Source organism: Tsukamurella pseudospumae (genome assembly GCF_001575205.1).
In the GTDB taxonomy this organism is placed as follows: Bacteria; Actinomycetota; Actinomycetes; order Mycobacteriales; family Mycobacteriaceae; genus Tsukamurella; species Tsukamurella pseudospumae.
Genome location: NZ_LSRE01000044.1, coordinates 194,119 through 218,408 on the forward strand (window position 1 = coordinate 194,119; position 24,290 = coordinate 218,408).

The 24,290-nt window shown below is 70.4% G+C and carries 22 protein-coding genes and 1 tRNA gene; 13 read left to right on the top strand and 10 right to left on the bottom strand.

Features of this window, described 5'->3' with window-relative positions:
* The first annotated feature begins 52 nt into the window (after positions 1 to 52).
* Positions 53 to 430, top strand: a complete 378-nt coding sequence (gene trxA, locus AXK61_RS18630; protein ID WP_068746617.1) for a thioredoxin — start codon at positions 53 to 55, stop codon at positions 428 to 430.
* On the opposite strand, the gene AXK61_RS18635 is transcribed toward trxA, so the two are convergent.
* From AXK61_RS18635 to AXK61_RS18645, 3 genes are read right to left on the bottom strand one after another with little or no spacing between them, the layout of a single operon-like run.
* Positions 390 to 1,469, bottom strand: coding sequence for a lycopene cyclase family protein (locus AXK61_RS18635; protein ID WP_068746618.1), 1,080 nt, complete (start codon positions 1,467 to 1,469; stop codon positions 390 to 392). The genes trxA and AXK61_RS18635 overlap by 41 nt on opposite strands.
* Complete coding sequence (locus tag AXK61_RS18640) at positions 1,466 to 2,092, bottom strand: response regulator transcription factor (RefSeq protein WP_068569038.1); 627 nt, start codon at positions 2,090 to 2,092, stop codon at positions 1,466 to 1,468. Before AXK61_RS18640 ends, AXK61_RS18635 begins: the two co-directional genes overlap by 4 nt.
* Positions 2,089 to 3,186 carry a sensor histidine kinase gene (locus AXK61_RS18645; protein ID WP_068746619.1) on the bottom strand — a complete coding sequence of 366 codons (1,098 nt, stop codon included), beginning with the start codon at positions 3,184 to 3,186 and terminating at the stop codon, positions 2,089 to 2,091. Before AXK61_RS18645 ends, AXK61_RS18640 begins: the two co-directional genes overlap by 4 nt.
* 108 nt (positions 3,187 to 3,294) lie before the next feature.
* Here AXK61_RS18645 and AXK61_RS18650 point away from each other — a divergent pair, with 108 nt between their 5' ends.
* The 7 genes from AXK61_RS18650 (at position 3,295) to AXK61_RS18680 (ending at position 12,322) form a co-directional block, all read left to right on the top strand.
* Positions 3,295 to 4,818, top strand: a complete 1,524-nt coding sequence (locus tag AXK61_RS18650) for a glycosyltransferase family 39 protein (RefSeq protein ID WP_068746620.1) — start codon at positions 3,295 to 3,297, stop codon at positions 4,816 to 4,818.
* A gap of 33 nt (positions 4,819 to 4,851) precedes the next feature.
* Positions 4,852 to 5,865 carry a prolipoprotein diacylglyceryl transferase gene (lgt, locus tag AXK61_RS18655; protein WP_082777793.1) on the top strand — a complete coding sequence of 338 codons (1,014 nt, stop codon included), beginning with the start codon at positions 4,852 to 4,854 and terminating at the stop codon, positions 5,863 to 5,865.
* Between the two features lie 10 nt (positions 5,866 to 5,875).
* On the top strand, positions 5,876 to 7,297 hold the full coding sequence (gene pyk, locus AXK61_RS18660) for a pyruvate kinase (RefSeq protein WP_068746692.1): 1,422 nt from the start codon (positions 5,876 to 5,878) through the stop codon (positions 7,295 to 7,297).
* Positions 7,298 to 7,322: 25 nt separating this feature from the next.
* Positions 7,323 to 8,213 carry an acyl-CoA thioesterase gene (locus tag AXK61_RS18665; protein ID WP_068746621.1) on the top strand — a complete coding sequence of 297 codons (891 nt, stop codon included), beginning with the start codon at positions 7,323 to 7,325 and terminating at the stop codon, positions 8,211 to 8,213.
* A complete protein-coding gene (locus AXK61_RS18670; protein ID WP_068569034.1) occupies positions 8,210 to 8,770 on the top strand; it encodes a hypothetical protein in 561 nt (186 codons plus the stop codon). The genes AXK61_RS18665 and AXK61_RS18670 overlap by 4 nt, the downstream gene beginning before the upstream one ends.
* A gap of 80 nt (positions 8,771 to 8,850) precedes the next feature.
* Positions 8,851 to 11,589 carry an ATP-binding cassette domain-containing protein gene (locus AXK61_RS18675; protein ID WP_068746622.1) on the top strand — a complete coding sequence of 913 codons (2,739 nt, stop codon included), beginning with the start codon at positions 8,851 to 8,853 and terminating at the stop codon, positions 11,587 to 11,589.
* Between the two features lie 4 nt (positions 11,590 to 11,593).
* Positions 11,594 to 12,322: a rhomboid family intramembrane serine protease gene (locus tag AXK61_RS18680; protein ID WP_068746623.1), complete on the top strand. Its 729-nt coding sequence runs from the start codon at positions 11,594 to 11,596 to the stop codon at positions 12,320 to 12,322.
* Here AXK61_RS18680 and AXK61_RS18685 read toward each other — a convergent pair whose 3' ends face one another.
* Positions 12,323 to 13,300 (bottom strand): cytochrome c oxidase assembly protein, encoded by a 978-nt coding sequence (locus tag AXK61_RS18685; RefSeq protein ID WP_068746624.1) that lies wholly within the window; start codon positions 13,298 to 13,300, stop codon positions 12,323 to 12,325.
* 138 nt (positions 13,301 to 13,438) lie between these two features.
* Between AXK61_RS18685 and AXK61_RS18690 the strand changes: the two genes are divergently transcribed.
* Positions 13,439 to 13,747, top strand: coding sequence for a helix-turn-helix domain-containing protein (locus AXK61_RS18690; RefSeq protein ID WP_068746625.1), 309 nt, complete (start codon positions 13,439 to 13,441; stop codon positions 13,745 to 13,747).
* Between the two features lie 126 nt (positions 13,748 to 13,873).
* Positions 13,874 to 15,280 carry an alpha/beta hydrolase gene (locus AXK61_RS18695; RefSeq protein ID WP_156485753.1) on the top strand — a complete coding sequence of 469 codons (1,407 nt, stop codon included), beginning with the start codon at positions 13,874 to 13,876 and terminating at the stop codon, positions 15,278 to 15,280.
* A 5-nt stretch (positions 15,281 to 15,285) separates the two neighbouring features.
* Here the strand turns inward: AXK61_RS18695 and AXK61_RS18700 are convergent, their stop codons facing one another.
* Positions 15,286 to 15,888, bottom strand: a complete 603-nt coding sequence (locus tag AXK61_RS18700; RefSeq protein WP_068746626.1) for an ANTAR domain-containing response regulator — start codon at positions 15,886 to 15,888, stop codon at positions 15,286 to 15,288.
* A 59-nt stretch (positions 15,889 to 15,947) separates the two neighbouring features.
* Between AXK61_RS18700 and AXK61_RS18705 the strand changes: the two genes are divergently transcribed.
* The 3 genes from AXK61_RS18705 (at position 15,948) to AXK61_RS18715 (ending at position 17,657) form a co-directional block, all read left to right on the top strand.
* The gene (locus tag AXK61_RS18705) at positions 15,948 to 17,063 is read left to right on the top strand and encodes an alpha/beta hydrolase (protein ID WP_068746627.1); all 1,116 of its coding nucleotides are present in this window, start codon (positions 15,948 to 15,950) and stop codon (positions 17,061 to 17,063) included.
* A 37-nt stretch (positions 17,064 to 17,100) separates the two neighbouring features.
* Positions 17,101 to 17,177, top strand: a tRNA-Leu gene (locus AXK61_RS18710).
* 147 nt (positions 17,178 to 17,324) lie between these two features.
* Positions 17,325 to 17,657 carry a hypothetical protein gene (locus AXK61_RS18715; RefSeq protein ID WP_068746628.1) on the top strand — a complete coding sequence of 111 codons (333 nt, stop codon included), beginning with the start codon at positions 17,325 to 17,327 and terminating at the stop codon, positions 17,655 to 17,657.
* 17 nt (positions 17,658 to 17,674) lie between these two features.
* On the opposite strand, the gene AXK61_RS18720 is transcribed toward AXK61_RS18715, so the two are convergent.
* From AXK61_RS18720 to AXK61_RS18740, 5 genes are all read right to left on the bottom strand, one after another.
* Positions 17,675 to 18,523 carry a hypothetical protein gene (locus AXK61_RS18720; protein WP_156485746.1) on the bottom strand — a complete coding sequence of 283 codons (849 nt, stop codon included), beginning with the start codon at positions 18,521 to 18,523 and terminating at the stop codon, positions 17,675 to 17,677.
* Positions 18,524 to 18,551: 28 nt separating this feature from the next.
* Positions 18,552 to 20,015, bottom strand: a complete 1,464-nt coding sequence (locus tag AXK61_RS18725; protein WP_068746630.1) for a tyrosine-type recombinase/integrase — start codon at positions 20,013 to 20,015, stop codon at positions 18,552 to 18,554.
* Between the two features lies 1 nt (position 20,016).
* Positions 20,017 to 20,646, bottom strand: a complete 630-nt coding sequence (locus tag AXK61_RS18730; protein WP_068746631.1) for a recombinase family protein — start codon at positions 20,644 to 20,646, stop codon at positions 20,017 to 20,019.
* Positions 20,647 to 20,871: 225 nt separating this feature from the next.
* Complete coding sequence (locus AXK61_RS18735) at positions 20,872 to 21,648, bottom strand: hypothetical protein (protein WP_068746632.1); 777 nt, start codon at positions 21,646 to 21,648, stop codon at positions 20,872 to 20,874.
* Positions 21,649 to 21,949: 301 nt separating this feature from the next.
* Positions 21,950 to 24,025: a bifunctional DNA primase/polymerase gene (locus AXK61_RS18740; RefSeq protein WP_068746633.1), complete on the bottom strand. Its 2,076-nt coding sequence runs from the start codon at positions 24,023 to 24,025 to the stop codon at positions 21,950 to 21,952.
* Positions 24,026 to 24,290 lie beyond the last annotated feature (265 nt).

Below are 24,290 nucleotides of genomic sequence, written 5' to 3' on the forward strand. Positions count from 1 at the left end.
CGACATTTCGGCGAATGGGAATCATGGAGTCGGAAAATTCGTTGGTGGGGGTATGGCGACCATTGAATTGACCTCTGACAAGTTCGATCAGACCGTGACCGGCAACGATATCGTGCTGGTCGACTTCTGGGCCTCCTGGTGCGGCCCCTGCCGCACCTTCGCACCCACCTTTGAGAAGGCATCGGAGGCCCATGCCGATGTGGTTTTCGCGAAGGTCGACACCGAGGCCGAGCAGAGCCTCGCAGCCGCCGCGAACATCCGCTCCATCCCCACCCTCATGGTGTTCAAGAAGGGGAACCTGGTCTACAACGAGGCCGGCGCACTCCCGCCCGCGGCGCTCGAGGACCTGATCTCGCAGGCCCGCGCCCTCGACATCGAGCAGGCCGACTTCAACGGCGGCGAGCAGGCCGCGGAGAAGCCGGCGGAGTAACCGCCCGCGCCAGGCGCCGGCGCAGCCCCCACGGTGCCGCCACGAACGCCGCAGCCATCGCTGCGGCGTTCGTCGTCGTCGGGGTCCGGGCTGACAGGAACGCACGCACGCGCCGGTCCGGGAGGCCGAAGAACACATCGAAGAAGTCGCGCTGCTCGTCCGGCGACATGCTCAACAACGCCCGCAATCCGGCCTCCCGCAGCCGGTGGGCCGCCACATCGCCCCGGCTCACCGGGTTGCGACCGGCCCGCAGCGCGGCGACCGCATCGTCGGCGAAGGCAAGCGCCGCCGCCACCGAGTAGCCCGTCGCCGGGTGCAGCGTCGTCCCCCGCACGCCGACCCCGCACCACCCGTCTCCGCGTCGCGGACCGGGCGAGAGGAGCGGGAAGTCCACGCGCTCATGCAGCTCACCGGCCGCGACACCGCGCGCCGCCAGCCGGGCTCGCAGCCGCGCCTCCAGCGCGGCGACGGTCAGCGCCGGTGCCCCCGCGAGGCACGTCTCCTCCAGCAGGAGGGCGTCCTCGGACACCCGGACCGCGTACAGGAACGAGGCCGGCGCACCGTCGGGCACGCCGGGCGCGACCCGCCAGTCCATCCAGAGCTCGTCGTGCGCCCCGACGGGGACCAGGACCCCGGCGGCCGTCTGCCGGGGTACGTCCGGGGTTCCCGACGGTGCCGGCCCCCGCGCGTCGACGACGAAGGCGCCGCCGTGCCCGTCCCGGCCGGCGCGGTCCGCGCGCACGTCGACGCCGTCGAGCGACAGCGCGTCCTGCAGGCGGTCGACGTCGAGGACGGCGTACTCGCGGCGCAGGTCGAACCGGGTCCGCGCGATCACCTGCGGCGACGAGACCGCGGCGACGACCCCGGCGGGGAGCCACGGCGGGAGCTCGTCCGCCCACAGGCCGAAGGTGCGCCGCCACCGCGCGTCCGGCGCGGGGTCGAAGGCGCGCACCGTCAGGCCCGCCGCCGCGGCCCGGTGCGCGACGGCCCGCCCGGCCGGGCCGAGGCCCAGCACCACGAGGTCCGGGGTCGCTCTCACAGGCCCGCCCCGATGAGGGCGAGCTGGGTCCGGTTGGCGCAATCCAGGCGCGTCATCAGGGCGGAGACGTAGCCCTTCACCGTCGATTCCGCCAGGAACAGGCGTGCCGCGATCTCCGCGTTGGACGCGCCGGTCGCGAGTTCGCGCAGCACGTCCCGGTCGCGCGGGCCGAGTGCGTCGACCCGAGGATCGCGGCGTGGCCGATCGCCGGCGAGGCGCACCAGCCGGGCGAGCGCGTCGGGGGAGAGCAGCGACCCGCCGCTCGCGGCGGTCCGCACCGCGGAGGCGAGCAGCGCCGGCTCGGCGGTCTTGACGACGAATCCCGCTGCGCCCGCGGCGAGCCCGTCGACCAGCACGGCATCGGTGTCGAGCGTGGTGATGAGTACGACGGCGACCGGGGGATCGAGGTCGCGGAGCGCACGGGTCGCGACGATGCCGTCGACGCCGGGCATCCTGACGTCGAGGAGCGCGACCTGCGGCGCGTACGCGATCCCCGCCTCGACGGCCGCGGCGCCGTCGGCCGCCGTCGCCACCACGTCGAGGTCCGGCTCCGTGGACAGCACCGACCGCAGATACTCCCGGACGATCGGGTCGTCGTCGGCCACCAGCACGCGCACCGTCATCGGGCGGCCGCCGGGAACTCGGCCTGCAGGGTCCAGCCGCCGTCGGGCGAGCGGCCGTGCCGGAGCGTGCCGCCGACCAGCGCGGTGCGGGCGTCGAGTCCGGGCAGGCCCGTGCCGCTGCCGGTCGCGGCGAGCGCCGGATCGGCTTCCGACAGGGGGTTGTGCACCCGGAGGCCGTGCGGGGTGACCTCGACGTCGACCGGCGCTCCGGCGGCGTGCTTGCGGGCGTTCGCGAGGCCCTCCTCGAGCACTCGGGCCAGGCAGTCGGCGGCGGCGCGGGGGAGTGGCGCCCCGAGCGAGCCGGTCAGGTCGACGTGCTGGCCCGCGTCCCGGGCCCGGTGCACGGCGTCGGCGACCGCGCCGTCGACGTCGGCGGCCGCGACGAGCCCGCCCGCGGCGAGCGGCGCCGAGGGCGCGTCGTCGCTCTGCAACCCGATCACGACGCGCCGCAGGTCGGCGAGTGCGGCCTGCGCATCGGCCTCGATCCCGGGTTGCCCCGCGGACCGGGCGGCGAGCACGATCCGGGTCAGGCGCGCGGTGGCGAGGTCGTGCAGCTGCGCGGCGAGCGCGAGGCGTTCGTCGGCGCGGGCCTGCCGATCCGCGAGCGCCCGGCGCTCCTGCGCCGCGGTCCGCAGCCGGATCCCGAGGCCGACCGTCGAGCCGCCGAGCACCGGCGCGAGCGAGCCCAACGCGCCCCACACCGATTGCGAGGACGCGGCGACGGCCACCGCGAACACGACGAACGGGGCGAACGCGAGCACCGCGTCGCGCCGGTCCCGGGCGGTCTGCGCGGCCGCGGAGGAGACGAGCGAGGCGGCCACCGCGATCCACACCGCCGCGCCCGACTCCGCCGCCTCGGCCCACGGGCCCAGCACCAGGAAGCACCCGGCCGCCGCGACGACCGGCGCCGCGAGGACGGGACGCAGCAGTGCCACCGCGACGGTGGCCGCGAGCATCGCTGCGGCGCCCGACGCCAGGTCCGCGCCCCGCATCCCGGGGAACAGGACCGCCACGAACGCGACCGTGCCGGCCGCGGACAGCGCGAGCAACGCTGCCTGGACGGCGCGCACGCGGCGGGCGGGTTCGAAGGTCATGCAGCCATCGTAGGGAGCGGCCCGACGGTGCCGACACCTCCTTTCGTCGGTCGACGCGCCGCCGAACGGCGCTACCGGCGACGCCGCGCGCCCGGCACCGTCGAGGGCATGACATCCCAGGTCACCGCACTCGCCACCGGGCCGCGCGCTGCGGCGGGCCGCGTACTTCCACCGCTCGCGCGGCTTCCGCTCGCCGCCGTCGGCACCGTCGTGCTGGCGGTCATGCTGCTCGGCAGCCGCAACTACGGGTACTTCTTCGACGAGGCCTACTTCGTGGTCGCCGGGCGCGACCACCCGGCCGCCGGCTACTTCGACCAACCGCCGCTGGTGCCGCTCCTGGCCGCCGGACTCGACCGCCTCGCGCACGGGAACCTCGTCGTGCTGCGTCTCCCGGCGACCCTCGCGGTCGTCGGGATCACGCTGCTCACGGGCCTGATCGCCCGCGAGCTGGGCGGCCGTCGATGGGCGCAGGTCCTCGCCGCGGCGGCGGCCGCGATGTCGCTGGTCAGCTCCGTCGGGCACTGGCTCGCGACCTACTCGCTCGACCCGCTGTGGTGGACGGTCATCGTCTACCTGCTGGTCCGCTGGGTGCGCACCCGCGACGACCGGCTGTTGCTCGCGGCCGGCGCCGTCACCGCGCTGTCGCTGCTCACCAAGTTCCTGGTCCCCGCGCTGTGGATCGCGGTCGCGGTCGGCGCGCTCGCCTGCGGGCCCCGGCGGATGCTCACCCGACCCGCGCTCCGGGGCGGCGCGGCACTGGCCGTCGCCGCGATCGTGCCGACCCTGTGGTGGCAGGCCGGCCACGACTGGGCGTACACCCGGATGGGCGCCGTCGTCCGGGCCGAATGGCCGGGCGGCGCCGGCTTCGCGCTGGTCGGGCTGTTCGGGGCGGGCCTGCTCATCGGGCTGCCCCTCCTGCTGGTCGGCGTCGTCGCGCTGCTGCGGTCCCCGGCGCTGCGCCCGTACCGGTTCCTCGGCGTCGCACTCGTGCTCGTCGTCGCCGCGATCGTGATCACCCACGGCCGCGCGTACTACCTGGCCTCCGTCTACGCGCTGCCGATGGCGGCGGGCGCAGTCGCAGTGGAGTCGTGGGCCGGCCGTCGCCGTCGCGTCGTGCGTACGGCATTGCGGATCGTCGCGGTCCTGGCGCTCCTCGGCTCGACCGCGAGCTGGATCGCGGCCGCGCCGGTGTGGTCGCCGGCGATCGCCGAACGCATCGGCACGCCGCCCTTCCGCGCTCCCGCGACGATGCTCATCGACGGCGACACCATGCTCGAGGGACTGTCGGACACCGTCGTCGCGGCCTATCGGAGCCTGCCGCCCGCCGACCGCGACGGGCTGGTCATCGTCGCCGAGAGCTACCCCTTCGCCGCTGCGGTCGACTTCTACGGCCGCGACCAGGGGCTGCCGCGCGCCTACAGCGGCCACCGCGCGTACTACTACTTCGGCCGCCCGCCGGACGACGCCCGGGCCGTCCTCTGGGTCGGCGACCCGTCGCCCGTGCTCGACGGGGCGTTCCGGCACCGTCGGGCCGTTCCCGTATCGGGCGAGGACGGCGACCCGGTGGTCCGGCTGTACACCGACCGAACGGTGGCGTGGCCCGCGTTGTGGGAGCGACTGCGCTCGCAGTGACGGCCTCCGCGGCGGGTCAGTAGGGTGACGGGCGTGATCCTCGCGAGCATTCCGAGCCCCGCCCAGGGCGTGTGGCACCTCGGGCCCATCCCGATCCGCGCCTACGCCCTGTGCATCATCGTCGGCATCATCGTCGCCTGCTGGTGGGGTGATCGCCGGTGGGTCGCCCGCGGGGGCAAGCCCGGCCAGGTGATCGACGTGGCCGTGTGGGCCGTGCCCTTCGGCCTCATCGGCGGCCGGCTCTACCACGTGATGACCGACTTCACGACGTACTTCGGTGCCAACGGGCGCGGCTTCGGCGCGGTGTTCCGGATCTGGGACGGCGGCCTCGGGATCTGGGGCGCCGTCGCGCTCGGCGGCGTCGGCGCGTGGATCGGATGCCGGCAGATGGGCATCAAGCTCGGGCCCTTCGCCGATGCGATCGCGCCCGCGATCATCGTGGCGCAGGCCATCGGCCGTCTCGGTAACTGGTTCAACCAGGAGCTCTACGGCGCACCGACCACGCTCCCGTGGGGACTGAAGATCTTCGAACGGGCCAACGACGTGGGCCAGCGCGGCCCCGACGTGCTCGACGGGCACAGCACCGGTGTCGTCCTCGCCACGGTGCAGCCCACGTTCCTCTACGAACTGGTGTGGAACCTGCTGGTCGCGGGCCTGCTCGTGATCGCCGACCGCCGCTTCCGCATCGGGCACGGACGCCTGTTCGCGCTGTACGTCGCCGGGTACTGCCTGGGCCGTTTCTTCATCGAGCTCATGCGCGACGATCACGCCACCCACATCCTCGGCGTCCGGATCAACGTGTTCACCGCCGCGCTCGTGTTCGCCGGCGCGCTCGCCTACTTCTTCCTCGCCCCGAAGGGGCGGGAGGCGGCGGTGCTCGTGGCCGGACCGGAGCCGGATCCGGCGGAAAGTGCCCCCGACCAGGAAGAACCGTCGGAGACGCTGTCGCTGGACAAGGACGGCGACGCCGTCGCGGAGGACAATGTTCGTCAGATGGATACCGGCGGGTTGCCGGGAGACTCCACATTGCGGAATAAGGAGGACTAACGTGGTCGCCGTGACTCGTCGAACCAAGATCGTCTGCACTCTGGGCCCTGCTGTCGGAACCGAGGAGAAGGTGCTCGCTCTCGTCGAGGAGGGCATGGATGTCGCCCGCCTCAATTTCAGTCATGGTGAGCACGCCGATCATGCGGTGAACTACGACCGCGTCCGTGCGGCGTCGAACTCGACCGGGCGTGCGGTGGGGATCCTGGCGGATCTGCAGGGCCCGAAGATCCGTCTGGGGCGGTTCGCAGGCGATGGCCGCACCGTCTGGGAGACGGGTGAGACGGTCCGGATCACCGTCGACGATGTGGTCGGCACGCATGATCGGGTGTCGACGACGTACAAGGAGTTGGCGCAGGACGCCCGCCCGGGCGACCGCCTCCTTGTTGATGACGGCAAGGTCGGCCTGACGGTGACCTCGGTGGACGGCAACGACGTGGTCTGTGAGGTCACCGAGGGTGGCCCGGTGTCGAACAACAAGGGTGTGTCGTTGCCGGAGATGAACGTGTCGGTGCCGGCGCTCAGTGAGAAGGACATCGAGGATCTCGAGTTCGCGCTGCAGTTGGGTGTGGATTTCATCGCCCTCTCCTTCGTCCGCTCGCCGGCGGACATCGAGCGGGTGCATGCGGTGATGGACCGCGTGGGCCGTCGGATCCCGGTGATCGCGAAGTTGGAGAAGCCGGAGGCCATCGAGAACCTCGAGGCGGTGATCCTGGCGTTCGACGCCGTGATGGTCGCCCGCGGTGACCTGGGTGTGGAGTTGCCGCTCGAGGAGGTGCCGCTCGTGCAGAAGCGCGCGATTCAGATCGCCCGGGAGAACGCCAAGCCGGTGATCGTGGCGACGCAGATGCTCGAGTCGATGATCGAGAACAGCCGTCCGACGCGGGCGGAGGCTTCGGATGTCGCGAACGCGGTGCTCGACGGTGCGGACGCGGTGATGCTCTCGGGTGAGGTGTCGGTGGGCAAGTACCCGATCGAGACCGTCCGGACCATGGCCAAGATCGTGCAGGCCGTCGAGGACGGCGGACCGTCGGTCCCGCCGCTCAACCACGTGCCCCGCACCAAGCGCGGCATCATCTCCTACGCCGCCCGCGACATCGGCGAGCGGCTCAACGCGAAGGCCCTCGTGGCCTTCACCCAGTCCGGCGACACCGTGCGCCGCCTGGCCCGCCTGCACACCCGGCTGCCGCTGTTGGCATTCACGCCGCTGCCCGAGGTCCGCAGCCAGCTCGCGCTGTCGTGGGGCACGGAGACCTTCCTCGTCGACGGTGCGGACAGCACCGACGCGATGATCCGGCAGGTCGACCAGTCGCTCGAGGGCATCGGCCGGTACTCGAAGGGCGATCAGGTCGTCATCGTCGCCGGTGCGCCCCCCGGGACCATCGGCTCGACCAACCTGATCCAGGTGCACCGGATCGGCGAGGACGACCACTAGGACCCGCCCCAGTAGGCTTCTCGTCATGACGGAGACACTCACCGATTTCGACGAGTTCCTCGGCACGCTCGACCTCGCGGAGGCGGGGGAGGACCGGTTCCTCGGCTCTCACCCCGCCAAGGTCGCGTCCCGTACCTTCGGCGGTCAGATCCTCTCGCAGGCGATCGTCGCGTCGGGCAACACCGTTCCCGGGTCCCGGGATTCGCTGTTCCTGCACGCCGCGCACACGCACTTCATCAACGGCGGCGAGGTCACCGCGGACCTGGAGTTCGTGGTCCGGCGGCTGCGCGACACGCGGAACGTGGCGAACCGGCTCGTCTCGGTCGAGCAGGGCGGCACCGTCCTCGCGCTGATGCAGTTGGCCTACCAGACGGACGGGCGCAATCCGCTCGTCCACGGCGATCCGGCACCGCAGGTGCCGGGACCCGAGGGGCTGCCGAACATCCAGGACACCCTCGAGGGTTACGAGGACGTCGTCACCATGTTCGTCGAGGCGCCGCAGCCGATGGACATGCGCTTCACCAACGACACCGCGTGGATCGCCAAGGGCAAGGGCCTGATCCAGGAGGACAACAACGTCTGGATCCGCACCGCGGGTCCGCTGCCCGACGACCAGGTGATCCACGACGCCGCCCTGGCCTACGCCTCGGACACGACGATCCTCGACTCGATCATCACGCGACACGGCCTGTCCTGGGGATACGACCGGATCATGGCGGTCACGCTCAACCAGTCGCTGTGGTACCACCGCCGCGTCCGGTTCGACGAGTACAACCTGTACTCCTCGCATTCGACGGTGGCCGACGGCGGGCGCGGGATGTCGAACGGGCAATTCTTCGATGCAGAAGGCATTCTGGTAGCAAGCACCACCCAGGAGGGTGTGCTCAAGTACTTCCCGTCGAAGGGGGCGAAGTGACCAGCCAGGACACGCAGGAGCGGGACAACACCTCGGCGATACCGTCCGTGCCGGAGGGCACGCCGGGCCGTGACCCGCGCGCGGAGCTCCCGACCCCGCTGCCCCCGGGCGCGCAGCAGCCGTGGCGCCGGCACGGCCCGGGCAACCGCACCTGGGTCGTGGTGATCACCGCGCTGGCGGGCGTCGTCATGGCCGTGGTCGGTGTCTTCGCCGTGGGTTTCGGCTTCGCCAACAACGCCTTCGACCGGACCGGCGCCGTAGTGCTCTTCCCCACCGAGTACCGCCCCACCGAGAAGGCGTGCTCGGGGGCCGGTGACGCCGCGGAGGTCAAGAAGGGCGCCAAGGTCGTCTTCCGGAACAGCAAGACCAGCTTCGAGTCCACCCTCGGCGGCGGCGAGCTGCGCGGCGGCCGCTGCGTCTTCCGCTTCGAACTGTCCGCGCTCGACGTCGACACCGACCTGAACTACCGGGTCACCGTCGGCGGCGTCGAGGGCACGCCCGTGAGCGGCGCGGAGCTGGCGAACTCGTCCGACCCCGTCGTCGTCTACGTGAGCTAGTTCTGACCGAGACGACGGAGCGGGCGCCCTCGCGGCATCTGGGCGCCCGCCAGATCACCGAGGCCGCGGCGCTGGCCGACGTGGCCGCCGCGCTGGTCCTCATCTCGCAGGTCTTCCCGTTGGCGATCGGCGTGTCCTTCGCCGCCTGCCTGCCCTTCGGCGTGATCGGCCTGCGGCACACCTTCCGCACGTGCGCGCTGGCCCTCCTCGTCGGCGTCACGATGGGCTTCCTGCTCGGCGGCACCGCCCCGGTGGTGCTGACGATCGAGACGGGACTGGTGGGCATGCTGCTCGGCGCGTCCATCCGCCGGGGCTGGTCGACGGGCCGCCTCGTGCTCTACGCGCTGCCGCTGCTGGCGATCCCGTCGTCCGCGCTCGCCGTCGTGCTGTTGGTGATCTTCCCCGGCGTCCGGGAGCTCCTCTTCCGCATCACGGGTTCGACGGTGACCGGCCTCGCCCGGATCCTCGGCAACATCCACCTCGGGCTCCTCGGCCGGGCGCTGGTCGCGATCTGGGACTGGGCGCTGCGGTGGTGGCCACTGACGGTGCCGCTGCTGCTCATCGTCGCGGTGCTCGCGACGGTCGCTCTCGCGCGGGCCGCGTTCGGGGCGCTGCTCTCCCGCGCCGACCGGGTGCTTCCGCGCGCCACCGGGCACCTGTCCGGCGTCCCGGTGGCGGACGGTCCGATCGGCCCCGTGCCCGTCCGGCTGGAGGGCGTGACGGTCCGGTACCGCGATCGGCTCGCGCTCGACGTGCCCGAGCTCACCGTCGAGCCGGGGGAGTACCTGGCCGTGACGGGGCGCAACGGCACCGGCAAGTCCACGCTGACCCGCGTGCTCGCGGGCGCGCCCCCGACGACGGGCGTCGTGGAGCGGCCCGGCGGGCCCGGCCTGGGTGAGCCGGGCGGTACCGCGGTGGTCTTCCAACGGCCCGAGTCGCAGGTCCTCGGCGTGCGCGTCGGCGACGACGTGCGGTTCGGCCGCGCGCTGGCGCCCGATGCCGATGTCGACGGGGTGCTGCGCCGCGTCGGGCTGTCGGGGATGGCCGACCGCGAGACCGCGACCCTCTCGGGCGGGCAGCTGCAGCGGCTCGCCGTCGCGGCCGCGCTGGCCCGTGAGCCCGCGCTGCTCATCAGCGACGAGTCGACCGCGATGCTCGACGCCGAGGGGCGCGCGTCAGTGGTCGGGGTGATGCGGGACATCGCCGATGCGGGGACCGCGGTCGTGCACGTCACGCACCACGAGGCCGAGGCGGCCGGCGCGGACCGCGAGGTCCGGCTCGGGCCGCCCCGGGCACCGTCGGGCGGAGAACCGGGGCCCGCGGGCCCGACGGTGCCCGCGCGGACTCGCGCCCGCGGCACCGTCGAGCTGCAGGGCGTGACGCTGATCCGCGACGCCGGGACGCCCTGGGACCGCCCCGTGATCAGCGACCTGGACCTCGTCGTTCCCGGCGGCACCGCGCTCACGATCACCGGCGACAACGGGGCGGGCAAGTCGACCCTCGCGTGGATCATCGCGGGCCTGCTGAAGCCCACCGCGGGATCGGTCACCGTTGACGGTGCGCCCGTGGTCAACGGACGCGGACGCGTCGTCATCGGGGTGCAGCACGCACGCCTCCAGGTGCTGCGCGACACCGTCGGCGAGGACGTGGCCGACGCGTCGGGCGCCGACGGGGCCGGCGTACGGGCAGCCCTGCGATTGGTCGGGCTGGACCCGGCGGACTTCGCCGACCGCCGCGCGGACGAACTCTCCGGCGGCGAGCAGCGGCGCGTCGTCCTCGCGGGCCTCCTCGCGTCGAATCCACAGGTCCTGGTCCTGGACGAGCCGCTGGCCGGCCTCGACGACGAGGCGACGGCGCACATGACCGAGGCGCTGAGCGCGGCGAAGGCGGCCGGCACCACGCTGGTGATCGTCACGCACGACCTGGCGCCCCTGCGCGGCGTCACCGATCGCGTCCACGACGTCGCGGCGTCCGGTGAGGCGCCGCAGCCGCACCGCAAGCGCCCCGGGCGACCGCAGTTCGGCGACGTGGTGGGCCGGCCCCTGCCCGGCGAGACGCCCGCCCACCGGGTGTGGGTGGGTACCAAGCTGGCCGTGCTCGCGGCGATGGGCGTCGTGATGGGCGTGCGCACCGACTGGTGGAACATCGGCGCCTCGGCCCTCGTGCTGCTCGGGTGGTTCCTCCTCGCCGGCGCGCCGTGGCGGGCCTGGCCGCGTCTGCCCCGGCTGTTCTTCGCGTTCGGGTTCGTGAGCCTGTTCCTCACCGCGATGGGCTCCGGCGCGACCACGGGGCACCTCTTCGGGGTCGAGATCAGCCTGTCGGGCGTCGACGTCTTCTTCCGCGCACTCGCGGCGCTGCTCGTCTCGCTGTTCGCGGCGCTGGTGTTCTGCTGGACCACCCCGCTCGGGGATGTCCCGGGCTTCCTGCAGACCTGCCTCGACCGGCTCGGCGGACTGGGCCGTCGCGGCGTGGCCGCGGCGTCGGCGCTCGCGCTGGCGATCCGGCTCGGGCCGCTGGCGCTGGCGGAGGTCCGGACGATGTGGGGGCTCGCGCGACAGCGGCGCCCGCTCCGGCCCAGCGGTCGGCCGCGCGGCGTGACCATCGAGACGATGCTGGAGCTGCTTCTGTTGGCGACGGTCCAGTCGTGCCGCCGGGCGGGGGAGCTCGCCGACGCGATCAGCTCCCGCGGCGGACTCGGGGCGGTCGCGCAGCCCGACCGCGGTCCCACACGGCTCGACGGTGCCGTCGTGCTCGGTACGGTCGCGGTCCTCGTCGCCGGGGTCGTGCTCGGGGGCGTGTTCCCCGGCATGGTGGACTAGCGGCATGACCGCACTCGGATCGACGACCCGTCGTGACTGGCAGCCCGTCCTGACCTACTCGCTGATCGCGGTGAACGTGATCGCCTTCGCGTTCAGCGCGAAGGCCTCGGGCAGCATCGAGCACAACATGTACTCCACCGAGGTGGCGAAGCTGGCGCTGTCGGAGCCGGCGACCGCTAACGGCTGGTGGTGGACGGCGGTGACCTCGGGGTTCCTGCACTTCGGGCCCATTCACCTGCTGGTGAACATGTTCACGCTGTACGTCTTCGGCCGGAACATCGAGCAGGCCCTGGGCCGGGCGCGGTTCGGCGCGATCTACGCCCTGTCGTTGCTCGGCGGCAGCGCGGCGGTGTTGTGGTTCGGGCTGGAGAACACGGTCACCGTCGGCGCCTCGGGCGCGATCTTCGGGCTGATCGGCGCCGAGCTGGTCCTGTTCCTGCGGATGAAGATGGACCCGACCTCGCTGCTCGTGCTGATCGGCGTGAACGTGGTCGCGTCCTTCACCCTCTCCGGCATCTCCTGGCTGGGCCACGCCGGCGGCTTCGTGGCCGGCGCGGCGGTCACGGCCGGCATCGTCTACGCCCCGGAGCTGCTGCCGCGGGACAAGCGCACCCGCAAGCAGGTGGAGGTCGTCGGCTGGTCGTGCGCCGGCGTGATCGCCGCCGTTCTGGTCGCGGCCATCGCGATCCGGTTCGGTACGTACCCGGGGGCGCAGGTCTACACGCTGGGCTGATCAGCGCCCGCGGTTCATCTCCCGCAGGCGCGCGTTGTAGGCGGCCAGCGCGGCCTCGTCGTCGTCGTCGTCGACATCGACATCCGAATCGCCGTCACCCATGAGAGTGCCGCGACGCGCGGAGTCGAGCCAGGTGCCCATGCCGCCGCCGCGCTTGCCGGTGGCCTCCGCGGTGATCCACTGGAAGGCGACGACGAGGAGCAGGATCATCATCAGCCCGTCGCCGCCGAACCACATGATGGCGCCGGCGGCCGCCTGGTCCTCGAGCCCCGTGGGGCCCCAGCCCGCGCGCGACGCGGAGTAGCCCGGGGCCAGCTCGCTGGTGGTCATCATCAGCGTCACGCCGACGAGCGTGTCCGGGCCCATGGCCAGCAGGAACGACGCGAACCGCAGCGGATGCGAGAGCTTGGTGGGGCCGCACAGCTCGTTGCCGATCAGCGGCAGCATGAAGATCCAGCCGATGACGAAGTAGCCCGCGTACTCGAGCTGCTTGAGCCACGGGTTCTCCAGAGCGAGGTCCTGGAACCCGGTGAGGTGCGTGCTGATCAGTGCGAACGCGTACAGCGGGAGACCGACGACGGGGCTGGTGACGAGGCGGACCACCCGGTTGCCGAGGAAGGCGCGCACGCGTCGGTTCCCGGTCTCCCCGGTGGCCGTGGCGAGCAGCCGGATCGGCTCGGCGAGCACGAGGAACATCGGGATCACCGTGATCAGGACCAGGTGCACGAGCATGTGCGCCCAGAACAGGTGCTTGGCCAGCTCGGCCATGACGCTGTTGACCGCGAACACGAGCAGCGCCATGGCGACGAACCACGCCACGACCCGCGTGAGCGGCCACGCCGTACCGGCGCGTCGGGCTCGGACGACGCCGTAGACGTAGAGAACGGTCGCGACGACCATCAGGGTGGTCACGACCGGCGTGAAGACCCAGGTGTGGAGCGCGTCGGGCTGCTGAGTCAGTACAGATGAGGGATGCATCGATGCCCGTTGTACCACCCCTGGCAAACTAATCCAACCGGCGTGTAACAAAGCACGGCGGACGGTCGATGTACGCCACGAACGCCCTTAAACAGCCTGCCTGGGCACCCGCCCCGGGCTAGAACTCACGGAGTAGAGATGCCGAAGGTCCCCGAGCCCACGCCTCAAGAGGTCCGCGACTTCCTCAGCCCGATCTCGCATTGGTCGCACCTGAAGGCGAACGCTGAGGAGCAGTACCGCAAGACCATCCTCGCCGCGTACGCCGCCCGCATTCCGATCGTTCACATCGCGCGGTACACCGGCACCTCGCCGCAGGCCGTCAAGAAGGTCATCGATCGGCAGAACGACAAGGCCGCCGGCGACGCTCCCGCGTTCCCGAACATGCCGCGCACCGGCTACTACCGGGGTCAGCAGCTGCCCCCGTCGCGTCCCGTCCGCGCGGTCTGACGGCCCGACGGTGACCGTGCCCTCCCGCGGGAGGGTGGTGCACCGTCGGACAGGGCTCGCCTGACAGCCGCCTGCCGGGCGGCTCCCAGCGTTCTCCCGGGAACGCCGGGGATCCTCGGTCGAGTGATGGACCATCGCGGCGGGGTATCGCTGCTCACCGGCTGGTTGCCCCTGTCCGTGTTCGTGCTCGCGGCGGTGGCCGCAGCGGTCGTGTTGCTGGGCCGTGGGCGGTGGCTGCGAATCGGGCTGCCCGTCTGCCTCGCGCTGGGCGCGCTGGCCGCGTGGGGTGCCGACGCGGAGATGGGTGCGCAGGGCGTCGCGGGGGAGCCCGCGCCGGTCATGCTCTGGGTGTGGCTGGGCCTGACGGTCGCGACGTTGATCGCGGCGATCGTCCGCTTCCGGTCGGGACGGTGGAGGGGCCGGATCGTCTCGGTGGTCGCGGTGCCGCTGCTCCTGGTCGCGGCGCTGCTGGTCGTGAACCAGTGGGTGGGCTACTACCGCACGGTGCAGGTCGCGTGGTCGGCCCTGACCGCCGGCCCGTTGCCGAACCAGACCGCTCAGGGCGACCTGCCCGGGTTGCGGGACACCGTCCAGAAGCAGGGGCGCGTGGTCCCCGTCGACATCCCGGACGACGCGAGCGGCTTCGCGCACCGCACCGAGTACGTCTACCTCCCGCCGGCGTGGTTCACGGGGAAGACCCCGCCCGCGCTGCCCGCGGTGGAGATGATCGGCGGCGAGTTCAACACCCCCGCCGATTGGATCCGGCTCGGCTCGGCCACGCAGACCGCCGACCAGTACGCGGCCCAGCACGGCGGCCGGGCGCCGATCCTGGTGTTCGTCGATTCCGGCGGCAGCTTCAACAACGACACCGAGTGCGTCGACGGTCCGCGCGGTAACTCGGCCTCGCACCTGACGAAGGACGTGCGGCCGTACGTGATCTCGACCTTCGGCGCGGCGTCCGACGCGGCCCACTGGGGCGTCATCGGCTGGTCGATGGGCGGGACCTGCGCCGTCGACCTGACGGTGATGCACCCGGAGCTCTTCAGCGCCTTCGGCGACATCGGCGGTGACCTCCGGCCCAACGCCGGGAACCAGGCGCAGACCATCTCCCGCCTGTTCGGCGGCGACGCCTCGAAGTGGGACGCCTACGACCCGCAGAAGGTCATGGCGCAGCACGGCGCCTACCAGGGCGTGGCCGGGATCTTCGTCGACGCGGCCGGGCATCCGGGCCGGCCGGGCGGATCAGGCGGACCGGGAGGGAAGCCCCGTCAGGCGGGCGGGCAGCACCCGGCCGGCCAGTGGGGCGGGCAGGGCGGCGGCGGAGGAGCCGGTGGCCGCGGCTACGAGCCGGACCCGTACTCCGCCGGCGCATCGCAGACCTTGTGCGCCGCCATGAAGAAGGTCGACATCGCCTGCACCGTGCAGGCGTCGAGCCACGGTCACACGTGGGATTCCGCGACCCAGGCGCTGACCCCGGTGTTGGCGACGGTGGCGGCACACCTGACCGGTACGCCGGCACCGGCGGCGCACTGACGGGCTCAGGACTCGGTCTTGCCGCCGAGTGTGTCGATCACCAGGTGCGCGACCGTCTTCATGTCGGTGCGCCGGTCCATCGCGGTGCGCTGGATCCAGCGGAAGGCCTCCGGCTCGGAGACGCCGTGCGCCTGCATGAGGACGCTCTTGGCCCGATCGACCAGCTTGCGGGTCTCGAGCTGCCCGGAGAGGGTCGTGACCTCCTTCTCCAGGGCGGCGAGCTCGGCGAAGCGGCTGATGGCGATCTCGATCGCGGGAACGAGGTCGGCCTTGGTGAAGGGCTTGACGAGGTACGCCATCGCGCCCGCCTCGCGGGCCTTCTCGACGAACTCGCGCTGACCGAAGGCGGTGAGCATGACGACGGGGGCGATCCGCTCCCGGGCGATGTCCTGCGCGGCCTCGAGGCCGTTGAGCACGGGCATCTTCACGTCCATGATCACCAGGTCGGGCTGGAGTTCGCGGGCCTTGTCGAGGGCGACCTGGCCGTTCTCGGCCTCGCCGACCACGTCGTAGCCCTCCTCGCGGAGCATCTCGGTGAGGTCCATGCGGATGATCGCCTCGTCCTCGGCGACGAGCACGCGGTGCGGGGTGGGCGCGGTGTCCTTCATCGGGGGGTACGTTACCGGTCGACGGAAATCGGCCGCGACGTGCGCGGTACCGTAGGTCCATGAACGTATTGAGCCTGACTCAATTGCGCGAGCGCGCCGGCAACCTCTGGGCCCTCACGCTGGGCGACGGGATCCGTCCCGTCGCGCGCACCCCGCACGTCGTCGTGGCCGACGGTGCCCACCGCACCCTCCGGCGGTTCGCCTCGGATTCCGAGCGTGTTTCGGCCGCTGTCGCCGGTGCCGCGCCGGTGCTGCTGGTGCCGCCGATCGCCGCGCCCGCCACCTGCTACGACCTCTCGCCCGAGACCTCCGTCGTCGCGCACCTCGCCTCGACGGGGCGCGTGCCCTATGTCGTGGACTTCGGCGAGATGAACTACGCCGATCGGAAGCTCGGCTTCGAGGACTTCGCCCTCGACATCATCCCGCAGGCCATCACGCGGGCCCTGGAGGACTTCTGGGGCGGGGAGGTGCCCGCCGGTGCCGGCGTCGACCTGTACGGCTGGAGCCTGGGCGGCACGCTGTCCTTCCTCGCCGCCGGCGCGTCGACGGCCTCGATCCGGTCGATCGTGTCGATCGCGACGCCGCTGAACTACGCCGTGCAGCAGCCCTATCCGCTGGTGACCTCGGTGATGAAGCCGGTCGACGGCTTCGGCCCCGGCGCGCTGATCGCGCTGCTCGGCGGCATCCCGGCGCCGATCGTCCAGGTGGCCTACCGCGCCACCTCGTGGGACCGGGAGCTCAAGAAGCCCAAGTTCGTGCTCGAGAACCTCGGCGAGCCCGAGAAGCTGGCCCGCATGGAGGTCATCGACCGTTTCCAGCGCACCTTCCCGGGGTATCCCGGCAAGCTGGCGACGCAGCTGTGGGAGCGCCTGATCTTCCGCGGCGAGCTCGCCGCCGGTGAGGTGACGCTGGGGGAGCGGACGATCGATCTGCACACCATCGACGTGCCCGTGCAGCTGTTCGGCTCGCACCGGGATGCGCTGTGCGCGTGGGACACCGCCCGCCACGGCGTGGACCTGTTCACCGGCTCGCCGCGGGTGGAGTTCGCGACCGTCGAGTCGAGCCACCTCGGCCTCGTCGCCGGCCCCGACGCCGTCCGCGAGACCTGGCCCGTGATCGACGCCTTCCTCGCGTCCGTGGATGCTGAGTCCGGGGCGCCCGACCCCGCCCGGTAAGCTAGCGCGGCTGGCCGTTTCCGACGGTCCGCCGGACGCCCCCGTAGCCCAATTGGCAGAGGCAACGGATTCAAAACCCGTCCAGTGTGAGTTCGAGTCTCACCGGGGGCACCACATCGCCGCAGGTAAGCGGCTTGCCGAGCAACTTCAAAGGCCCGTTGGCCTCGCCCGTGCTACCCCCGTGCTACCCAACCGGCGCGACACGGGGTAGTACGTCCGGAACGTCCGAAACCTGTCGGAGCAGCGTGGGATGATGAGCACGTGAGCGAGATTCCAGAGAATGAGACCTCTATCGACGGCGTTGAGGTCCTCAATAGCCTGAGCAACGGCCGCGGGGTCGCTGCCAACACTAGCGTCACTGCCGGACAGCTGGACGATAGCTACCTCGGCAAGTTCATGGGATGCCACGGAGATGACTTCAACTTTCAGGCAAAATTCGTGAAGTTCCGCCGTGTCAATGACGGGCGCGCACCGGGCATGACCATCTGGGTCAAGTTCCCGACGGTGCCAGGGTTGCCGGGCATGGACGGCCGCGTCGAAAAGATGCACGTGCCGTTCTCGCAGAATATTGAGATCGTGGAAGTGATTGAGTAGCGCCGATTTCCCGAAGATTAGTCGTCAGCTGGAACGGTCGGTCGCGGCCAGTCAGGCGTGATTCCTCGCTCAACATCCCTATCCCATACGAACTGGTTGTACTTCAGCTCGTAGTGTTTGAACGCAGAGAAACAACTGCTTACCTGCGTCAGATCTCCGTCTCTCAGCAGGCAGACGCTCATCGCTGCGAGCACGCCACAATGAGACGCGAACAGCGCGTTTCGCCAGGACTGATCGACGTTATGGTCGCTCTCCAACTGCGCCGAGATGACTGCACCCGACAGAGTGATTGCGTTGGCGTGGGCGACACCGGACAGTCGCTGATACTCTCGACGCCCCATCTCGGGCGAAAGCTGATGGATCAGGTTCGTGTAGTTTGGCAGCGGCGCTTTCGGTAGCGAGCGCTGACTGGACCAGTCGTTGAATCCCTTCGCCAGCTCAATAAGCTCTGGGTCAGCGTCAGGCTTACCTACTCCGTGGTCATTGAAGCCATCCCTGCACAGATTCATTGCCTTCGAGATCCGCATCTCAGGCGAGTCGGTCGGGTCGCTCACGTAAACGCACCGGCTCGAATATTCTGCCGCGGAGCGAGCCAGAACGGCAGGGGACATGACCATCGGTTGTTCGAGGCTGAGCAACTTGCCGAGGCTGAAGACGAAGTCCCCCGCCCCAAGTAGGTAGAAGCGGGTGTACCGCTGAGCTGTCAGAAGGGGATCGGGAATGGCGCCACCACCGTGCTCTGCGTCGTACTCGTCAATATTCGAGACCGTTGGTTCACGGTATGGCAACTGAGCCACCGCGCTCATCACCAAGGCTGTCGCATTGCACAGACTGCTAGCTTCAGTAAGCGATGGAAGTTCGGCCATGTCACAGAGCCTACCGACGACGTCTCGCCTATCGACCGAATAGCTGGATGACCGGGGCGATCTCGCGTTCTGGCTCGCTCTGCTCCGCGGTGTCCGCGATGCGAGCCGGGGCCGGGAGGTTGTTGAGCGCGCCGCCGTCCTGGCTGGGAATCCAGTCGCCGTAAGTGTCCAACGTCAGGGTGTATTGCGCGTGGCCCATCCACTGACTGACGAGCATGAAGTGGACGCCCGCCGAGAGCTGCATCGTCGCGAAACTATGCCGCCCGTAGTCGTGGAGCCGGACGCCCCGGACGGCTGGCTGCGCGGGGACTGCCGGGGCGGTCTCGGTGGCGGACTTCGCGGCGCGGGCGGGTCGGCTCACGGGTAGCCCGGCCTCCACTAGCGCCGGGGCAAGGATCGTCTCGAACCAGGTTCCCAGCTCGGGTGGCTGGGACCAATCCAGGGGCATCACGGTGCGCTCGCCCTTCACGCGGTAGCCACCGTTCTTGCGGCTCGGCCACAGAGGAGCGGTGGGCTCGTCTGCGCGGGGATGCACGTCGCGGAGATACGCGTGCATCCGCTCTGCGAGCCAGGGCGGTAGCGGTACCGACCGGCGGGACTTCCGGCTCTTGGGTGTGCTGGTGACCCACTCGCCGCCCTTGCGGTCCTTAGTTCGGCGGACATGCACGACGCACTGGACAGAGGAGTCGGTGCCGTCGTTGGCCGCGCTCGCTGGCCGGGTCGTGAAATCTAGGTCCTGGATCTCCAGTCCGGCGCACTCGGCCTTCCGCAGTCCGGAGTAGGGGAGGAAGTACGCCAGCAACTCGTAGACGGGGTAGAGCTTGCCGACGATCTGCGCGGTGGCGGCGACTTGCTCGGCGGTGAGCGGGTGATGCTGGAACTTCTCTCGGTCTCCCACGGCGCGGCCAGTGTTGAAGTCCACCTGATCGCACGGGTTCGCGGGAATCGCGCCGTGGCGGGTGGCGTACGTGAGGACGTTCTTCAAGCCGAGCCAGGCGTGATTGACCGTCTTCGGTGCGAGTCTCCGCGCCGCCAGGTCCGCGAGGAACAGCTCGCAGTCTCGCGGGGTGATGCTCGCGACCGCTTTGGCCGCGAACCGGTCCAGGGCGTACCGCTTGACGACGCGCTCGTAGTCGTCCAGGGTCCGCTGCTTCAGTCGGCCCTGCGCCACCTTCAGCGCTTGGCTCTCGATCCACGCCTGCGCGTAGTGCCCGAACGGTAGATCGCCGGCGATTCGCTGATCAGCCAGGGCGGACGTGCCGTTCGTGTGGCGGGCCGCGTTCAGTTCGTCGCGGCGGGCCTCGGCCAGCTCCCGCGTGGGGAAGGTCTCCTGCCGGTTCGTCGTCTTCTTGCGACCGTTCGGCTTCGCCGGGTCCACCGGGATCGGCAGTCCGTGTTCGTCCCGTACTACGTCCTTGAACGTGACGCGGTAGGTAGCGACGGGCTTCCCCCGGCGGCGCTCGGTGGTCTCGTACTTCGTGATCCAGGCCATGTCAGGCTGCCTTTCGTTCGATGCGGGCCAGGGCGCGCCTGACGCTGCTGTAGCTCCATTCGGTGCCGCCCTTAGCGGTGGGGATGCCCTCGGTGGTGAGCGTGCTGGCGATGGCCTTAGCGCCGAGCCCCTGCGCGGCGAGCACTTGGATACGGCGCTGCGCCGAGACACTGATCAGGCCCGGGTCGCCCTTGCTGCGCTTCTGGTCCAGGGCTTCGCGGGTGCGGGTGCCGATCTTGCGGCGTTCCTCTGCGGCCACCGCGAGCCGTACGTCCGCGACGAGACGCTGGCTCGGGTCGCCGCTGTCTGCGCCCTCGCAGTCCAAGAGCCGCCATCCATAATCGTTCGCGCGCTTCATGATCTGCGCGGCGTCCAACTGGTCACGGGTGACGCGATCCAGCGCGCGGACGAGAAGTCCCTGCGCCACTCCCGATTCCACTGCGGCCACGGCGACCTCACGCCCGAACATCGCGTCGTTCTTGGCCCCGCTGACCACGTCCGTGGTGACCGTGAGCAGTTCATGCCCGCGAGCCGCACACCACTGCGCCAGGGCGTCGCGTTGCGCTTCCAGGCCGAGGCCGCTCTCGCCCTGCCTGTCCGTGCTCACTCTCACGTATCCGATGACTCTCATCCGTTGTCTCCCTTGCTGTGTGGTCCAGGGGGCGCGGCCCCGAGTGCACCCCTTGCACCCCACCTTACCTCGTACGCCTGTTCGATGTTGTAGCGAATAGCCCTGTCCTGTCGAGTCTTTCGCTTACCGCGTGCGTCGCCCTAAGCGCTGACGTGCCACTGCCCTAGCCCGTGGGCCAAGCCGCCCCGCTGCCAGCGTGGCGGGGCAACCAGGCCCCCGCGATAGCTACCGGGTGCCCCTGCGGCGGGGTGCGGGCGCTGCGGGTGGCGGGGTGGTGGCGCGGAGAGCGGCCAGAGCCTCCTCCATGCTCATCAATCCCGAGCCCGCCCCGTCCGTGATCGCCGGCTCCTCGACGGGCCGGGGCATAGGAGGGCGCTCGGCCCGCTCTTCGGCGGCGTGCATCCCGACGATCTCGGCCTCGATCCAGTCGGCGTCCTCGGTGTCGGCCACTCCGCGCTCGGCGCGGCTGGCAGCCCGGCTACCGCCCGTCATCGTCGCCATCCCAGCGAGCAACTGCTCGAACGGCTTTGGATCAACTGAGACTTCCACGGCGGTCTTGGCGCTGAGGCCCGCGCGGTCGAGGGCGGAGTTCGTGGCCGCGAGCTTGACGCTGTCCGGGGCGTCGTCGTCCACGGCGATCTTGAGTAGGTTCGCGGCCATCCGATCGGCAGCCATCGCCAGCCGGACACGAGCGGCAGCCTGGACCGCCGGGGCGGCTCCGCCGTGCACACGGCACACGTTCCCACCGGCTATCGCGGCGCGCTTACAGCGGTCGCCGTTTTTGCGGTGCGCCGTGCAGCGGTTTGCCAACCCCTCGGGGTTCCAGCGAGTCTCCTTCATAGGTGTGTCCTTCGGCGTCGTCGCGTCCTCGACAGCCATGCCGTCGAAGGCCTCCCACACTTCGTACTCTGGATCGCTTTCGTCGACGACCCACCGGCCCGCCGTCTCTGATGCCAGGGCGGGTGGTTGCTGATTCTCGATGTGCTCAGACGATTCCTTCATGTGCTGCTTCCTTCCAATTTTGTTCTGTTCGAATCCGATTGACCGTTGCCCTAGCCGCCAACCGGGTCGGACGATGCCCGCCTATATGCATAGGCGGGCGGGCATCGCCCTTGGCCGGTGCTCCGATACCCGGCCTGCGGGTAGGTGCGGGTATCGCCCTCTACCTGCGGTTTTGCGTTGCCCGCGCACGGAGCGGGTATCGGCGGGCATCGTGCCGGGTATCGGACCCGCTCCGATACCCGCGTGGGGCATCGCCCCCTACCTGCGGTTTTGCAACCGCCTCCGATACCCGCTCGGCCCGCTACGCCCGTACGACAAACCACGTTGCGGCCCTTCCTCCGCCACCGGACCCGCCCTTACCGCCCGCCACGTAGCGGAGAAGGCCCTCGCGGGTGAGCTTGTCCAGTCGCCGCCGAATGCGCTTCTTGGCTGCGCTGCGCTCGGTCTCGTCCTCGATGTCGCCGTAGACGGCCTCCACGGCGATGGTCTCCGTGATCCCAACCGCCCCGGCCTCGGTCGCGAGTTGCAGGACCATCGCCTCAGGATCGATCGCGCTGGACACCCCCTGTCCGTGGGCGTGGTCGAGCATCAGCGGCCCGACAGGCGACGCGGGCTGCTTCAGGTGCGTTAGCTCCACCCGCTGCGCTCCGGCTTCGCCCCATACGAGCAGTACCGACCCCATGCCGGACGTGAGCCAGGTGCTGCCGAACACGTCGGCCAGCTTGTCCGGCTTGCGGTTGTCCGACGTCGCTTTTCGTTGGTGGTGCAGGTCGATGAACTCGGTGCCGTTGGCGAGGATCGACTGCATGGCGGTGTTGATCCCCGAGCCGGTCGCGTCCTCGCCCAGCCCCGACGCCAGGTCCTTCAACGAGTCCACAATGACCAGCCCTGGATCGCGGCCGTGCATCGCTACCCACTGCGCGAAGACGTCAGGCGCTTCGGCTGCGTTGACCGGCGGCGGTCCCTTCCACACGACCAGTTGTCGTTTGAGCGTCGCAGCCACAGACTCGTCGGAAGTGTCGACCATCCGGTTGATCGACCGGCGAATCTGCGGTGGGCGGTCCATCGCCAGGTACAGGATCGGGCGCTCATCCACAGCGACCGGCAGCCCGCACATCTCCGGCGGATTGAGGCCCAACCTGGCGAGCATCAGCTGCTGGACGATGGTCGACTTGCCCACGCCCTGCGGACCGCAGATCATCAGGCCCTCGCCGGGAGCCCACAGGACTTGATCCCCTGACCCCCACAAGGGGGATTCGTTCACAGCCTCGGTGAGGAACGCCAGGCCGTCCATCGCCCGGTCGGCGTTGACATTCAGGCGGTCGAGAGCCTTCTCTTCCGCATAGGCCGCCCTGGCGCGGTCCCGCACGCGCAGTTTCGTCAGTTCGTTTTGGATGTCGGCGTCGAGGTCGCCCGTGATCGCCGTGGTGTTCACCCCGCGGTGCAAACGGGCCAGCGTCTCCGCCGGGTCCGCGAGCTTGGCCTGCGCCGCCGCCCACTGCGCTGTTCGCAGGAATTCGTTCCGAGCCGGCGAACTGCGCCCGTCCAGGCCACGCCCCTCCCAACTGAACGACTCGTTGAACGCCTGATCCAGCCGGGGTAGAGCCGTAGCCACCGGGTAGCACCCTGCGATCACCTCACGGAAGGCCCACGGCAACGCCCTGACGACCGCTTCGTGGCTGCTGCCGCCGTTACGGACTTCCTTCTCGAAAGCGGCCAGCACCCCGTCCAAGGCTTGGGGGCGATCCGCTCGGGTGTGTTCCTCTGCGGTGAGAAACTGCGCCATCTGATCTTCGGTGAGCGGGTCGGCTTCGTCCGTTGTGGCGGCAGAAAGACATGCACGCAACTCTTCCGGGAGGCCTGGCAGCCCTCCGGTGTTCGCCCATCGGTATTCGCCATCGTCGCGAACGTGCGGTGTCGGCGCGACGATGATCACGCCGTTCTTGCCGCGCACGTCCCCGAACGACCGGAACGCCCCCGCGCCGTTGCCATACCCGCCGTCGTTGACGAACAGGTAGTGCCCGCGATCAGGATTCCCCACGCGGGACAGCTGACACACGCCCTGGCGGAGACCATCGGCCAGGTCTACGGGTAGTTCGCTGAGCGCGGCTCCGTCGAGGTCGAAGGCGATCGCGCCGCTGCGACCGATGTGCAGCGCGATCCCGTAGTCGGGATTCTCGCTCCACCACTCCTCGATCTGCTCGGGGTCGCGGGTGGACTGGTCCTGCCAGCGACCGCCCACCACGGTGCCGGGGTTCTTGCTCCCCGATGCGACCGGCAAGACGAACCATCCGGCCCGCGCGTAGGCCAAGGCGGCGTCTCGAAGGCTCAAACCGGCGACGTCGGGAACACTCGGAGGCGTGAACCGAAACAGCACGCATCCGTCACGTGTCGTCGATTGTGTGACACGGATTCGTCTGCGTTGCTGCGGTTTACGTGGTGGCGGCGATACTTCGCCAGGTGTAGGCTGGCTCATTGAGCGCCTTTCTGAGGTTGCTTAATCGCGGTGCCCCACACCGCGATTGGAAGGTCAGCCCTGCTGACTAATGGAGGAGTTTCGCTCTCCCGAACGAAATAGATGCGGCACTGTTACACCCGGTCGGAGCGGCCTCGGGAGCTGAGTTCCCGAGGTCGCTCGCTCG

Coding starts and splice junctions, on each gene's coding strand:
- trxA (WP_068746617.1), top strand. CDS start 53: ATGGCGACCATTGAATTGACCTCTGACAAGTTCGATCAGACCGTGACC.
- AXK61_RS18640 (WP_068569038.1), bottom strand. CDS start 2,092: ATGACGGTGCGCGTGCTGGTGGCCGACGACGACCCGATCGTCCGGGAG.
- AXK61_RS18645 (WP_068746619.1), bottom strand. CDS start 3,186: ATGACCTTCGAACCCGCCCGCCGCGTGCGCGCCGTCCAGGCAGCGTTG.
- AXK61_RS18650 (WP_068746620.1), top strand. CDS start 3,295: ATGACATCCCAGGTCACCGCACTCGCCACCGGGCCGCGCGCTGCGGCG.
- AXK61_RS18665 (WP_068746621.1), top strand. CDS start 7,323: ATGACGGAGACACTCACCGATTTCGACGAGTTCCTCGGCACGCTCGAC.
- AXK61_RS18680 (WP_068746623.1), top strand. CDS start 11,594: ATGACCGCACTCGGATCGACGACCCGTCGTGACTGGCAGCCCGTCCTG.
- AXK61_RS18685 (WP_068746624.1), bottom strand. CDS start 13,300: ATGCATCCCTCATCTGTACTGACTCAGCAGCCCGACGCGCTCCACACC.
- AXK61_RS18690 (WP_068746625.1), top strand. CDS start 13,439: ATGCCGAAGGTCCCCGAGCCCACGCCTCAAGAGGTCCGCGACTTCCTC.
- AXK61_RS18695 (WP_156485753.1), top strand. CDS start 13,874: ATGGACCATCGCGGCGGGGTATCGCTGCTCACCGGCTGGTTGCCCCTG.
- AXK61_RS18700 (WP_068746626.1), bottom strand. CDS start 15,888: ATGAAGGACACCGCGCCCACCCCGCACCGCGTGCTCGTCGCCGAGGAC.
- AXK61_RS18705 (WP_068746627.1), top strand. CDS start 15,948: ATGAACGTATTGAGCCTGACTCAATTGCGCGAGCGCGCCGGCAACCTC.
- AXK61_RS18720 (WP_156485746.1), bottom strand. CDS start 18,523: ATGGCCGAACTTCCATCGCTTACTGAAGCTAGCAGTCTGTGCAATGCG.
- AXK61_RS18725 (WP_068746630.1), bottom strand. CDS start 20,015: ATGGCCTGGATCACGAAGTACGAGACCACCGAGCGCCGCCGGGGGAAG.
- AXK61_RS18730 (WP_068746631.1), bottom strand. CDS start 20,646: ATGAGAGTCATCGGATACGTGAGAGTGAGCACGGACAGGCAGGGCGAG.
- AXK61_RS18735 (WP_068746632.1), bottom strand. CDS start 21,648: ATGAAGGAATCGTCTGAGCACATCGAGAATCAGCAACCACCCGCCCTG.